8 protein-coding genes are annotated in these 14,383 nt (G+C 36.4%); 3 read left to right on the forward strand and 5 right to left on the reverse strand.

Features of this window, described 5'->3' with window-relative positions; all coding sequences use genetic code 11:
- The first annotated feature begins 7 nt into the window (after positions 1–7).
- Positions 8–1,009: a ferrochelatase gene (gene hemH / locus DKG80_RS18750; RefSeq protein ID WP_109832917.1), complete on the forward strand. Its 1,002-nt coding sequence runs from the start codon at positions 8–10 to the stop codon at positions 1,007–1,009.
- Positions 1,010–1,114: 105 nt separating this feature from the next.
- On the opposite strand, the gene DKG80_RS18755 is transcribed toward hemH, so the two are convergent.
- The 3 genes from DKG80_RS18755 to DKG80_RS18765 form a co-directional block, all read right to left on the reverse strand.
- The gene (locus DKG80_RS18755) at positions 1,115–2,242 is read right to left on the reverse strand and encodes a cysteine desulfurase family protein (RefSeq protein WP_109833022.1); all 1,128 of its coding nucleotides are present in this window, start codon (positions 2,240–2,242) and stop codon (positions 1,115–1,117) included.
- Between the two features lie 565 nt (positions 2,243–2,807).
- Positions 2,808–4,637: a cytochrome-c peroxidase gene (locus tag DKG80_RS18760; protein WP_109832918.1), complete on the reverse strand. Its 1,830-nt coding sequence runs from the start codon at positions 4,635–4,637 to the stop codon at positions 2,808–2,810.
- 66 nt (positions 4,638–4,703) lie between these two features.
- A complete protein-coding gene (locus DKG80_RS18765) occupies positions 4,704–6,221 on the reverse strand; it encodes an alkaline phosphatase PhoX (RefSeq protein WP_109832919.1) in 1,518 nt (505 codons plus the stop codon).
- Positions 6,222–6,989: 768 nt separating this feature from the next.
- Between DKG80_RS18765 and DKG80_RS18770 the strand changes: the two genes are divergently transcribed.
- Both DKG80_RS18770 and DKG80_RS18775 read left to right on the forward strand, forming a co-directional pair.
- Entirely contained in the window at positions 6,990–8,024 is a 1,035-nt protein-coding gene (locus DKG80_RS18770) for a hypothetical protein (RefSeq protein ID WP_109832920.1), read from the forward strand.
- 12 nt (positions 8,025–8,036) lie between these two features.
- Positions 8,037–8,855 carry a hypothetical protein gene (locus tag DKG80_RS18775; RefSeq protein ID WP_109832921.1) on the forward strand — a complete coding sequence of 273 codons (819 nt, stop codon included), beginning with the start codon at positions 8,037–8,039 and terminating at the stop codon, positions 8,853–8,855.
- Between the two features lie 31 nt (positions 8,856–8,886).
- Here the strand turns inward: DKG80_RS18775 and DKG80_RS18780 are convergent, their stop codons facing one another.
- Together DKG80_RS18780 and DKG80_RS18785 are read right to left on the reverse strand one after the other, a co-directional pair.
- Positions 8,887–9,810, reverse strand: coding sequence for an SRPBCC family protein (locus DKG80_RS18780; RefSeq protein ID WP_109832922.1), 924 nt, complete (start codon positions 9,808–9,810; stop codon positions 8,887–8,889).
- Between the two features lie 115 nt (positions 9,811–9,925).
- Entirely contained in the window at positions 9,926–14,299 is a 4,374-nt protein-coding gene (locus DKG80_RS18785) for a lamin tail domain-containing protein (protein ID WP_162555989.1), read from the reverse strand.
- Between the last annotated feature and the right edge of the window lie 84 nt (positions 14,300–14,383).

Consider the following 14,383-nt stretch of genomic DNA (forward strand, 5'->3'; position numbering starts at 1 on the left):
TTGCCATATGAGCAAAAAAGGCATTTTATTAGTTAATCTAGGTACGCCAGACGATCCTTCGACACCTTCGGTAAGGCGCTATCTCAAAGAGTTTTTAATGGATGGAAGAGTAATTGACATTCCTTTCATTCCCAGATGGTTTTTGGTGAATGTGATCATAGCTACTTTCAGAGCACCAAAATCAGCGGCAGAATACCAAAAATTGTGGGAAGATCGAGGGTCTCCATTGAAGTTTCATAGTGAAGATCTAGTAAAAGAAGTCCAAATGAGTCTTGGGGACGATTATCATGTGGTTCTTGGAATGAGATACCAAAACCCAACTATGGAATCAGCATTGGAAGAGTTAAAGAAGGCTGATGTGACATCTATCAAGGTTATTCCATTATTCCCCCAGTATGCATCAGCTACTACAGGTTCTGTTCATGAAAAAGTAATGGATTTAGTTAAGTCTTGGCAGACTATTCCAAAGATTGAGATGATTAGTCAGTTTTTTAATCATCCATTGTTGCTAGATACTATTGTGGATAGAGCTCAAAAATGGATGTCAAATACAGATTATGATCATTTCTTATTTAGTTATCACGGTCTGCCAGAGAGACAAATAAAAAAGGCTAACGCAAGTTGTCAATTAGCTGACTGTTGCTCAAAATGTGAAGGACAAAACTTGTATTGTTATAGAGCTCAATGCTTTGAAACAACTAGGTTGCTTTGTGATAAGCTTAATATCCCTGAGGATAAGGTTTCTACCACCTTCCAATCTAGATTAGGAAAAGATCCTTGGGTACAACCATATACTGAAGATACATTACAAGAATTGGCTAAATCTGGAATCAAAAAAGTATTAGCGTTCTCACCAGCTTTTGTTGCAGATTGTCTTGAAACTACTTTAGAAGTTGGAGAAACATATCAGGAAGAATTTATAGAGGCTGGAGGAGAGCAATGGGATTTGGTAGAGAGTCTCAACATTCACCCTAAGTGGATAGAATGTGTAGTTGATCTAGCAAAGTAATTTCTAAAAATTCTACCAGTTACCATGTCATATAGATGAATATTACATGCATCCATGACATGGTAACTAATGATTTGGTCTTTTCTCGTTTCTATGGAAACACCTTTAGCTAAGAAGTTCTTTTAACGAGTCAACAGCATAGGTAACCTCTTCCATGGTAGTGTATTTAGAAAAGGAAAATCTAATGGCTCCCCTTCTAGGATCAGAATTGATTGCTTCTAGTACATGTGAACCTATGGAGGTACCGCTCGAACAAGCACTTCCTCCTGATACTGATACACCTTTGATATCAAGGCTGAAAAGTAGCATATCATTGTCACTTGATTCAGGGATACTAACATTAAGGACAGTGTGTATGCTTTTTTCTAGGTCTTCTGATAGACCGTTGAAACTTACTCCTTCTATCTTTTCTTTTAGCTGTTCTATCATCGAACGCTTGATGCTTTCAATGTACTTTTTGTCGGTATCTTGATTTTCATAGGCAAGTTCAAGTGCCTTAGCTAAACCAATAATTCCAGCTACGTTTTCTGTACCACCTCTCATATTGCGCTCTTGAGCACCGCCATGAATGAAAGGGTCAATCTTGTTATTGGCATTTACATATATGAAGCCTATTCCTTTAGGTCCATGGAATTTGTGTGCAGATCCTATTAAGAAGTCTATATCAAGCTCTTGAAGGTTATGTTTGACTTTCCCCATGGTTTGAACAGTGTCAGTATGGAAGAATGCTCCTTTTTCGCGGCAAATTTCGCTGATTGTATTTATATCATTGAGATTACCAATCTCATTATTGGCATGCATGATACTTACTAAGGAACCTTTTTGAGTCGATTGCCTCAAATGTTCTATATCTAGTTCTCCTAAATCTGAGTGTCTAATAAGGTCAAGATTTATCTTACCTGTTTTAGCTTGATGTTCAACTGTATGAAGTACGGCGTGGTGTTCCAATGTTGAGGAGACCATATGCTTAACACCTAAACTGGAAATAGAAGAGATAATGGCCATATTGTCTGCTTCTGTACCTCCTGAGGTAAAGAAGATTTCTGCTGGCGAGGTACCTAACAAATCGGCAATTTTTTTACGGGATTTTTCGATGACGGATCGAGTCTCTCTTCCATGTGAGTGAATAGAAGATGGGTTCCCAAAAGTTTCTGTGAAGTATGGGATCATTGCCTCTAGTACTTCTTTTGATACTGGTGTGGTAGCTGAATTGTCTAGATATACTTTTTTCATAGCAGGACAAAGTTGATTTATAAAATGGTGATGGACAAGCTGAATAGCCATGACAGTTATGATATAGTTTGTCAATTTTTTCAGGACGCTTCACAAGTCATCTTCCTAGTTTCGTGATAGGGTTATGTAGTCTAAATGGAGAGAATAAATAATAATTAAAAACATGACACACTTAACTGAATAGACCCGGGAGCTTTCGCAAGTTCGCGACATACAGTATCGCTACTATGTCACGTAAGCAAAAAACCTTCAATTAAGTACGATTAGGTGAAAAAGAACCGATTGGCAGCATTTTAAAATCGAACTCAGGTTTAAACTGTGACTGCAGTAATTCTATAACTTTAAAAACAAGGATGAAACCGTAAAAGCAGAAGTGAAAGAAAAAAGCTGTGGTAAGCAAATTGTATTGATTGTCAATCTACTTACCACAGCTTTTTATATGGAATTCATAAGATTATTTGGGCTTAATGAGAAACTTGACGCATCTGATTTAGGGACCTAACGTTTTAGCTCAAGCTTTTTTGAGGTGTAGTTCAATACATTATGTAGTAGATAGAAAATTTGTTTAATAATCCTCCAAAGGATCGCTAAGTGTTTTCATAAAAGCAACTAACGCATCTTTTTCGTCTTGTGTCAAATTCAAAGAATCTGGTGGCAAAGTCTGAAATGGAACATCTAAACCCATTCCTTGACCACCTCCTACATTATAAAAGTCTATCACTTCTTCTAATGTATTGTAGACTCCATTATGCATGTATGGCGCGGTATATGCTACATTTCTGACTGTTGCTGTCTTGAAGTATGACCTCTTTTCTTCTACTTCAAATGGATAAAACCCTCCTGGATCATCATCTATTTTTTGATTGGGGTGGTTAAAGTCTGCGAACTTAGGAACTCCAATATTTTCCATTTCAGTTTCTAAGAGTTTTGGCGGTACTGTGCCATTAAAAGCTGGAGGAAAATGGCAAGTCGCACAAGCCGCCTTACCCATGAATAGGTTAAAACCATCCAATTCTAATTTTGATAGTGTGTTTTCTTTCCCTTGCATATTTCTATCAAACTTAGAGTCAAATGGAGATAAGCTTCTCACATAGGTTGCAATGGCATTTCGTATGGTTTTTGAAGAAATTTCATTGTTGTAATAATCTTTAAATAGCTTCACATATGACGAATCGGCTGCTACATGCAGCTGAAGCTTTTCTAGATCTATGTGAAATTCATCTACATTATTGACCACTCCTATTATCTGTGATTCCAAAGAGCTACTTCTGCTGTCCAAAAAGAATGATCTCTGAAAAGCTGCATAAGTCAAAGTCGGTGAGTTTCTCAATAGTTGCTTACCATTCTTGCCTATAGATTTAATATGGCCGTCTGTAAAAGCTAATTCAGGTTTATGACAAGTACCACAGCTCATTTTCTTTTCGCTAGATAAGGCTTTATCATAAAAAAGCGTTTTACCCAGTTGCACCCTTTCTGAAGTTATGTCTGGAGAATGAGCCTCTTTAAATCTATCTATATTGAAGAAGTCTTTATCAAAAAGATTAGTTGAGTATAAATTAACAGAATGTCTATTGGTAAACTCAAAGCCCCAGTCTTTTGCTGTCTTTACAATTAATGATAATTGCTTATTGGTATGATTTCGAATGAATGAATAGCGATCGAAAGTATCAAATTCAGCATTTGATAAATCTAAAAAGGTCTGATCGATTTCTTCTTTCCATTCATGATATAGAATAGGGTCTTCGAATCCTATTCGATAAGCATCAATTATCTCTTCTATAGTACTATAGTTGAATTTAGCTTCCTCTAACGAATTAGCGAGCATGGGAGAGTCAAAACCAGTAATACCTTTAGTAGCGATATTCACTACCGTTTGGTGAATGAGCTCTAAAAAATGTCTATCCGTTTGGTTAATCAATATGTGATTGTGAGCCATGAATGGCACTCGTGAACGTAAGAATATTAGCTGCTTCTGCAATAAACTTTTGTCTAGTGGATCCTCCGAAAATAGCAGTTCTTCTAATACCTGAAAACTTCTTGGTTTGACCTTCTTGATTTCAGTGGGTGCCTCAGCCTCTACTTTGAGTAGGTTAGGGCCGTTGATGGTTTTGTAGTTTTCATGATCAAAAGCTAGTATGAACGGCTCTGCCTTTTTGTACCATTTACGAGCTTCTAAAAACATCTTTTGATTATAATCAAGATTCTGAGCAGAATCCATCTTATGCAGGTAATAGGAGGAAGAGTCTAGTTTTGATACGTAGCTGTCAATAAACTCTTCTAAAAGAGGGGACTTTTGATCGTCAGTTGGGCTAAATGACTTTGTTCTTGGCTGAGTACATGAAAAGGAAATACTTAAAACAAAGAACAATAGAGAATGAGAAACGATTTTACTCATGATACTTTATAAATAACAAAAAGGGATTCTCCAATGAGAATCCCTTTAATACATTAAAACTCTTAATTATCTTCCTAGACCTGTGATCTTGAATAGGAATGAACCTTCCAAATCAGACATGCCTTCAGGAATAGCAGTAAGGTCTACGAACGGTTTGCCGTCTGCTCTTACAGCTGTCTCTATTTTATCTTGCTCCCATCCGTGAACTTGGACACCACATAAGAAAGTAGGCTCATCAGCATCAATGATATCAGTAACATCAATCATACCTGTCACTTCCCATTTTCCGCCACCTCCGTACAATGTCTTCACATCAGCGTCATCTTCATTACATTCCAACACTGTAGAAAGAGTTCCTGCAGCTATGTCATACTGGTAAAGCTTAGCCCAACCATTAGTAGCTGCATCTCTATATCCGTTAGGATCTTCCTGGATATAAACATAGTTTTCAGTAACAAGGATATTATCAGGACTATGGAATCCAGCAGCTATACCAGAAGCATTGTCTCCATCTAGGATACAAGTGATTTTACAAGTTCCTGTAGGATCAGTATCGTTCAAGGTAACCATGTAAACTCTTCCGTAAGTAGTTCCTCTATCAGCCAAAGCAGCTTCTTTTTCTCTACCAGTTACACAGAAGAAAATTGTTCTTTCGTTAGCAGCAGATCCTCTTCTCCAATCGATATCTTCGATTCTTTGAAAACCAATCGCAGATGCATCGATAGCCTCTTGATTAAGCTCAGAAATCGTTCTTTCAGACATTTCTACCCATTCAGCATCGTACTCTACACCTTCTTCCATTCCCATTTCGAAAAGTTGTCCTCCAGCACCTGGAGCTGTTTCAGTTGGGTTAGAACCTTTCAATACAAATAAATCGCCACCAAACAGATTACCTGGTCTACCTACATACATTCCAAGGTGACCTTCTGGGTAATCATCATTAGAATCATCATCACCGATAAATGCCACGGTATAATCTTCGTACGCATTTTTACCGATAACTACAGCATTTTCTGTAGACCACTCACCCATAGCTGACGATCTAGTTGCTACAGACGCATCATTTGGTGATTTAAATGGATCAACAACATAGACTCCTTTGTTGTCTCCTCCCCATTCTCCACCAGAAAGGTACAATGGACCAAAACCGTGCTCTTCAACAGTCACACTTGATCCAGAACATTGTGCTGTAAAACCTGTAGCAAAAGCATTAACTATGTAATCACCTTCTAATGGCTCCATATTTTGGTTCAATCTGATTCTAGCTATAGAGTAATCTCTTTCAAGGTTTACTACTAGAGCGTAAGTAGTGTCATCAGCATTAGGATACAGTGCCATACCATCAGTGTATGAGCCGTATACAAAAGACGAATCTGAAGGTAAAATGTCCTGAGAAGTCATTATCATTTTTAGCTCCACACCAGACATTACATTAGTAAATACTGAAGTAGGTACTACAGACTCTGTCAAAGGAATTAATACTTTTTCTTCAGGAGTAAAATCCTTTCCATCTTCACCATCTTCTACATCGCAAGCAGTGAAAACTGTCGCAAATGCGAACAATAAATAATATAGTTTTTTCATCGTTGTTTTATTGAAATAATGCGCCAAAAGTATGACGCACCAACAGACGATGATATAGATCATGAATTATGGATTCACTAAATGTGACCCACCATTTTTAAATTGGTTTAACAGATGTTTGTTACAGAAATGAATAATTATGAACGCGTCCAATTGTCGTCAAAAAGACTTGTATAGATGAATTGTCAGAAGCTAAATATATTCATATACTGTTCTTTACAATATCACTTCACGAGTCTGTCAGAAAATTGTAACAATAATTGGCTATAAGTAAATCTGCTTTTTGACATGAGTTTTTAGTCAATATTAAGTAGTTATTACGATTTCCTATTTCAAACTAAGTCTGATTTACTTTTTAAGGTGCTGATGTAAATAAAAAATAACAAACACCTAGTGTTACATCTAACAGATCAAAGTATTTGATAGAAAGGTTTTATACAAAAAGTATCCTAAGAAAAGCGTAAAGTTGCATTGATAATGAATGTGGCTTATGAGCTTATATAGCTCAAATTGAAAGTATAGGTGTCAAATCCAATAGGTTATTAAATTATTAGAAATCAACTATTCACGGGCACTAGGTTGTATATTAATTTGGTCAAGCTTAGTATTGTAAACCTGTCAATCTCTAATCTAATACTGAGTCATTTTATTCGCAGTTAATCCACCTTTTGCCAATCCCTTCTTAAAAACCACCAATCCTAAATGGTTAATTCACATTCATGAAAGAATTTAGTTATTCACAATGAATGGGTCTTTAAAAAGATAGAAATGAAAAAAATTATTCCAATTCTTATTGTATTACTATTTGCGACCAGCACTTATTTATTTGTTCAATCCTACTTAAGGTTTTCTGAATTAAGCTTTCGTCGTCATACCCCAGAAGTGGTAGCTATATTAAAAATACTTAACGATAAGTTCTCAGGACAGTACAGTCTGCCAGAGACCTCTTTCTCATTGATCACACCTCAAGGTCCTAGCGATGATATAGAATTAGATGAAAGTATTTTGGAATATCTGAATGCTAATAGGAATCAATGGCAATATGAGTATGTGAAAAACCCAGTGAAAGCAACAGACCAAAGTGATTATACTCTTAAGCATTTTGAATTTCAAGATGATAAAATAAGTACCCTCTTGAATAGCGTAAATATTCCATATAAAAATTGGACATATTATAAAGAAACCGAAAACTATAATCACCTTGTCAGGGACTGGTCCGAAAATATACGATACAAAATGGAGCCCGAAATTGAAAGAATAGATTATTGGACACTCCTGCTTAATAGTTTTTGGCATTACGAAAGCGAAAAGGCAAAATTTTGGAATAACGGATTTGACGCTATTATCACTTATGGCGCGACTGTAACCTACCCAGACGGATATCTCAATTTCAGAGACAACACCGAAGAAAGAGAAGAAATCCTGAGAAAAGGAACTATTACATATTTCCAAGAAGAAATTGCCAATCACGATAGGGATACAGCTAGTTTTCAAGCAGCTTGGACGGAGAACAAACAGTTTTTTTTCGAGTTATTCCCAAAACAACGCTATGAAGATCTAGTCGAGCCAGTTGTCGAAAATTTGCTCAACACCTACGACGTGGTCACACAAACAAATGACTATAAAGAGCATTTTAAAAAATACAATGTCAATGACTTTGAGTTTTACGACTTGCCTAACACTGAGCAATTTAGATATACTGAGTTTTTGTCTTGGTCTTATAGTTTTTGGGATAGACGATTTACAGAGGGTACTATGGAATATGTACACACTATTTTATTAGAAATCAAAGCTCATTATTAAACCACATTGAAAATGAAAAAAGTACTGTACATAATCGCTCTTATCGCCAGTCCTATCATGCTGGCTACTACTGTATATTTAAATGATATCATTCAAACTATAGAACAAAATTCCGAACTACAACGATATGTTCGTGAAGAACTAGCTGATCGTGAGTTACCCAAAAGTTCTTTTGAAGAAAAGATCATGGAAGAAGAGGAAGCATTACACTATTACTCTATGGAATTACTATGGACAGAAAAGCTTTTGGCAGGCCAAGCATTGTACGAGATAAAAGAACTGGATAAAAAAGAAAAATGCACAGAAACTGCTTCTATGCTGAACTCTATTATTAGTGACAGACTTGGTGAAGAAACCCTGATCAAAGCCATTGCTCATGACTACTTTACTAATAACCTACATTATGGACAGCATCTAGTATTGAATAATGATTATGACACCAATTCTTATCTAGAGACTATTGGAGATAGCAATGATTACCTAAAACTCATTTGTTACAGCGAATTTTTGACTGAACTGAGAGATCCTAATCGACTATCTTCATTTTATGCTAAATATAAGCCTCTGTTGAAAACATATATCACTAAAACGATATACGATGAATATTTAAAAACAACTGTCAACAATCTATTACAGTCTCACCATCAGATAGAGGTGGCCGAAGATAAATCTATATTTTATCAAGAGGCTTATGATAGAGGTGATCAAAATTATACCAGTTCAAGTCCTGAAAACTGGTCAATCACTTTTTGGGCTAGACGTGAGTCGGAAGGAAACGATAAGCTGGTCTACAAAATCTTACAAGAAGTTAAATCGTTTTATGAGAGTTGATAGATCTCACCCATAAATCGAGGAAACGACTTTACTTAACAGCAAAATATACAACTGTTTCCAACTGATTTGAGTCTACTTCCGAAGGATCGTTAGTATACACTTCGAATGGATGTATTTTTTTGTTAGTCTTGAAAACCTTGGACTGTTGCATATTATAAAGGGTACTCCAAGCATTACCTAGATGTTCATAGGGTCCAGTATGCTTAATAGAATAGACATGAGTTGCAGGAACTTCACCTGTAATAAATCCTTCTGGAAGGTCTAAAGGCAATTCTTTTACTGGAATACCAGAGGTATATTCGATATCCCCCTTGATCATATCCCACTTGTGGTAGATAGTAAAAGGGTCTCCCTCGATATTATTTTTATTGGACTCTGCAAATGACATAAGATCACCAAACACCTTTTTCATACTACTTCCGACTTCCGATTTGGTAGTGTTCGCCTCTATACCAATGTATTTAAAACCTTGAAATTGTGAATTTCCTTGAAAATCAAGTTTGGTGTGTGCCTCACCGTCTTCTACGAAATCCTTGAGCATTGCTAACCCTCTTTCGTAGTCCATTCCGACCAATGCTTCCATCATGCCTTTCATCCAAAACATAAAGATTGGTAATGAGCTGTCCATTATCCAAGTAACTTCTGTATCGTCTCCTCTACTGTCTAGTTCAAATCTTACTTTAGCTTTTGATTTCCATGGTTTGACGAAGGTCAGGTCATAATCAACGTATTCATTTTCTTTTTCGTCAACAATAAGCATGTTTCCCACACCAATGCGGTTTCCATCCCAGCTGTGAAACTTACCATCTTCTGACACGCTACTTTCAGCTTCAGGCTCTTGGATCAACCAGGGAGACCAAGATTTCCAGTCATGAAATTTATTGAGCTTAGTGAATACTTCTGTCACGGTTTTACAAATAGTGACGGATCTAGATACGTGCATTTTCGGCATGATTGACAGGTTTATTATTGACTTGATTCAAGATACAAAATATCTATTAGCAATCCATTTCATAAATATCTCTAAAGCAATATTTTACAATATGCTAATACGCTAATAGCATTACTTAAAGTCGTGTTCCTAAAACAACAGTGTCTTTGAAAATCTCCTTATTACCATCACCATCATGCACTTCAATGTAAATAATATAGTATCCTACATTTCCAATCACTCCTTGGTCAGTTATGCCATCCCATTTGATTAATCCTGATGCTGGGAGCAACTGATTGTTAGCTAATGTCCGAACCATCTGTCCTAGCTGATCATAGATATATATACTAGCGAAGTTTCCAGCTAAACTCAATTCATACTTGATAGTGGTGAAATCATCAGCACCTGTATTATCTGGAAAAAAGACTTTAGGATCAATCTGGATCTTACTTGATAAAGAAGTCCCTTGAATAAATTGTGAGTTGGCTTTCCCGGGAGTAGCGAACCCAACCGTGCTTCCTGCAGATTGCCATGTATCAGGGTCATCAGAGCGCAAGTCAAAGTTGATTCGTTCCAGAGATACTCCTTCGACTTCATCTAAAAGACTGAAATGCATATCTTCATCATAAGACATCATATCTATTACGTCTTTTTCAGAATCATAGAGGATTACTTGATCCGCATCATCGTTGAACCCAGGAAAAGATGACATCTCAAAATAACGTTCTTGAGCCCCTGTAGGATAGTCTGCTATCAATATCTGTTGATCATTTGTCAAGGCAAGGTATTCCTCCGGAAGTAAAATAAAATGTTCATTAGTAATGGTTTTGAGACCTAAAGTCTCATCAGAGATATACCAACCTTGAAGGTCGATTGCTTTGTTAGAATTATTATATACCTCAACAAAGTCTACACCGCCAGATCTTGGATTGAACAGCACTTCATTGATAACAAGATCAAGGCTATCAGCTTGCTCTGGTAGCCACAAAGCGATTTGATTATCAATCGTCGAATTCCCTAAACAATCTTCTATCCCTGCGACTGTCACCACATACTCGTTACCAAGCATCATCTCTTCAAAGGTTTTATATACTACTTGATTGTATTTCGGTAGGACATACTCCACACTCTCTATGGCAAGCGCTGGTTTAACTGAAATTTTATCTGTCAGATCTAATGGTGCCAGTTTTTCATCGAATGTCAATACTACTTCACTCAAACCAATAGCAGCAGCACTAATTAATTTTGGAGCAAAACTGTCAGGGTTTTGAGCATTCACAGAGTTTTTTAATCCAGGTGTTCCTCCAAACAATTCTGAACCTGTCCAGTTTTTTTCTTCGCCACAGGGGTTATTGATATCTATAATTTCTAAGGAATAACCACCTGATGATTTATCACTGCTACCATACCAACTATCAGAATATATTGTAGAGAAGATGATCTCTTCATCATATCTGATCGACAGGTTTTCCCCACCATTGTTCAATGTCAACCATTTCTTTAATTCACCTACTTCAACTTCAAAAAATTCTGGTTCATTAGTAATCAACAAATGCTCATTGGGATAAACTGTTCCACTGCTGAAAATAGTGCCAGATGTTCCATCTGCAAATACCAATCCTGCCAAACTGATTATTTTATCTGATCTATTGTATACTTCAAAAAATTCTGGCTCACCCTCCTTAGGTGCAGCCATAATTTCTGAAATAATTAACTCATTGAAAGTTGGTCTATAAGGCGGGATGTATTCGAACTTCTCTGAAAGCTCATCTGCTGAATTACCTGAAAGATCTTTGAGATTAGTAAACCTAATTGTATTAGAACCAACCGCAAAACTGCCTGCAATGGTGATAATTACGGTTGATCCTTCGTATTCCACTGATAGCGCATAACCTATTCCATCGACCCAATAGTTATTCAAAAATTCGGCAGAGACTTTATCTAATACCTCCGAAAACTCAATTTCAACTTGATTGGACTCTAGTACCTTAACATTTTTGACACTAGGTGGAGTAGCGTCTCTAACAACCTCCACAGTATGACCTGGAATTGTATTACCATAAAAATTATCCATGGCAAACCACTCAAGGTTATATGTATGGTTGGCCTCGATTTTATGATCAAAAACCAACCGGAGTAATTCAGGATCTTCATGACTCACCAAAACTGAAACGGGATGTCCCAATTCTGACATAACAAAATCAGCGACTGGATAACTGCTACCCAGAGCAACATCGAATAGAAGCTCAACGGTATTTTCATTAGGAACCAATACTGACTTTAAGTGTGGATCAAACTCAAATGAATATTCTGATAAAGCCAATACTTTCTGAGCGATTGTCGACACACTTAGCAAGTGCTTACCAATTTCTAAGTTCTCTCCCAATACAATTGTTCCAGAAGTAGAGAAGAGATTAATACTTTCGGGATTTTTTCCGTCTATGTGATAGTTATTCCTTGATTCGGGTATTGGAAAAGTTACTTCTTGGCTAAGTTTTACTAAAAGTGTCTTACTATCCAGCGGATATAATTCACCAATCCTAAGCTTGGTATTATCAATAGAGTGACTAAAAGTAGATATAGAATTCTCTCTTAGATCTTGAATATTAGAGACTTGAAGAGTCAACATGGATTTAGGTAGATCACTAGTGAATTCTAAGGCAATCTTAGATTTGGATTCGCCATCAAGACTAGCGGTAATTGGAGCATCAAGACTGCTAAATTGATAATTCTTAACATCCTCAGCTTCTAGTTTTTGCAATGGCTCATGAAAAAAAAGATGAATCAACTTTGGACCGGCAACAAATGCTGAGTCTAAAAATGGAGCGATTTCATCATATATAAAAGGCTTAGAAGATCTAGAACTCATTGTATTTCCAAATAAGTCTGAGATGCCACCTACATATAGTCTTTTTTCAACTTCAGATTCAAAAGGCTCTTTGAAAGTAATTATTACTTGGGATTGATCACTTTGCCGCTGTGCACTGATAGGATAAGTATCATCATATTCATAATTCTCAGGTGACTCAGCAGACACTCTTTCAACTAACTCATCAAAAGTGATTTTGAGAGATTTTGACGAAAGAACCTCAATTGATGAAAATCTAGGAGATTTAGTATCATATACAAATTCCTGATCAATGGTTTGAATAGGTTTCCCTCCAAAATCCAAAATGTTTTGAACCTTAAGGACAAGATCATCATTTTCTTCAAACTCAGATTGGAATACTAAATTTACTATTCTAGGATTGTCAGTGTCCAAAAAGACCGAAATCGGATTACCTATACCTTCCCCTTCATAGTTATTTGGGTTGGTAGCACTTGATTTATTAATGTCAACTTCAAACTGTACTTTTAAATGACTTGAACTAACAACCTCAACAGTATCTATTTGGTCTTCGAATTGGAAATCAAACACTTCTATACCTACTATTTCGTTGCCATTATCGTCTTGGACTCCAGTTACAGACAATTTATAATTCTGACCTAGGTTCATTTTATTATCAAATTCCAACAACACTTGATTTCCGTCAAGTTTCGCATTAGTAGCTATGCCTATTTCTTTATCTATAGTGTATTTACTTTCATTATTTGCTGTGGAGTTTAGTCTCTCATTAAATTCAACTGAGATAGAACTTGCTGACCTCAAAATGACTCTATTGATTTCAGGTGGAAGATTATCATATGAAAACTGCCTTACAGATTCTGCTGTAGCATTTCCAGAACAGTCTTGCACTCCAGACCAGCTTAATTTATAATTCACTCCATTTTGAAAATCATTATCAGTCAATAATTCTACAGAGTAGACATTGAGAGCGGTAGCATTGCTTATTGATAAACCATTGTCCAAAATCCAAGTTCCTCCTTCCATTGACATTATATCCATAGGCTCATCGAATTGAAGGTTGATTGTTTTTGAACTACGAATTGCAAATGATGAAATATTGGGGGAGGTAGTATCTGCTGTCCTATCGTCTATTGAATTAACCGTTCCTGGAGTTCCTCCATCAATAGAAATAGAAGCTGCCCAATTATTATGATCACTGCATGGGAGATCTGGATTGATTTGTTCTATCGAATAGCCTCCTTTCTCTTTATCAGTATCCTTATACCAATCAATGGTATAAGACAAGCTATCAATAATATTATCACTTGCATCAGTAAGAGTCAATTGCATTCCTCCATTGATCAAAGTAGGAAATGAGGACGCACTTACTACGGGAATACCTGCATTAGTAAAGTCTGTGATAATGGAAGACTTCCCTACGGCTACATAACCATTCGCCGGCAAAGTATAAGATCCAATAGACTTTCCATTGATCTTAAATCCTGTGATATCAATAGCCAGATTGGTGGTGTTATGCAGTTCAATAAATTCCCGACTTGGAAAACCTGCAGCTGAAGGAGTCACATCAAAGAAAACTTCATTAATGACCAATTCTCTTTGACCTACGGTCGCAAAGACGGATTGAACCACAAGAATTAATAGGATAACCAGGTTTGACTTCATAGATATATTAGCATTTAGCATCCGCTAAAATTGCAAATCAATTTTCAAAACAATTAGGTAATAAGTGTTAATAATTAGAAAATT

Origin of the sequence: Reichenbachiella versicolor, from assembly GCF_003171675.1 — a bacterium.
GTDB classification, from domain to species: domain Bacteria; phylum Bacteroidota; class Bacteroidia; order Cytophagales; family Cyclobacteriaceae; genus Reichenbachiella; species Reichenbachiella versicolor.